This is a genomic window from Vibrio sp. 10N.222.52.B7 (assembly GCF_041474275.1).
In the GTDB taxonomy this organism is placed as follows: domain Bacteria; phylum Pseudomonadota; class Gammaproteobacteria; order Enterobacterales; family Vibrionaceae; genus Vibrio; species Vibrio crassostreae_C.
Genome location: NZ_JBFRTU010000733.1, coordinates 1 through 303 on the forward strand (window position 1 = coordinate 1; position 303 = coordinate 303).

Here is a 303-nt window from a genome sequence, read left to right on the forward strand (position 1 = left end):
GCGCTTGATGATGCGTAACATCATTCCTGTTTATCGAGGCTTCTCAATGGCGGGCAGTTTAAGACTGCACGATAACAACACCATTGATATTAGTGGTGCAGTGCTGCGACAAGAAGGCGATGAAGTGATCGTTCAGTTGTTAGAAGGACCAAGCTTCAAAGATATGGTGTCAGAACAAAGACACATTAGACAAAGATACCCAGTATTTTTTGCTAGCCTCAGAGTGGCATAAAAAGCTTTTAAAGTTAAATGCCTTAAAGCCCAAGTCATTCATTCAGATCCGATATTAAAAAGCCCAGCACT

The 303-nt window shown here is 41.6% G+C and carries 1 pseudogene; it reads left to right on the forward strand.

Annotated features, from left to right (window positions below):
* A pseudogene (locus tag AB4512_RS25035) lies at window positions 1-232 on the forward strand (PilZ domain-containing protein); the annotation flags it as partial.
* Between the last annotated feature and the right edge of the window lie 71 nt (window positions 233-303).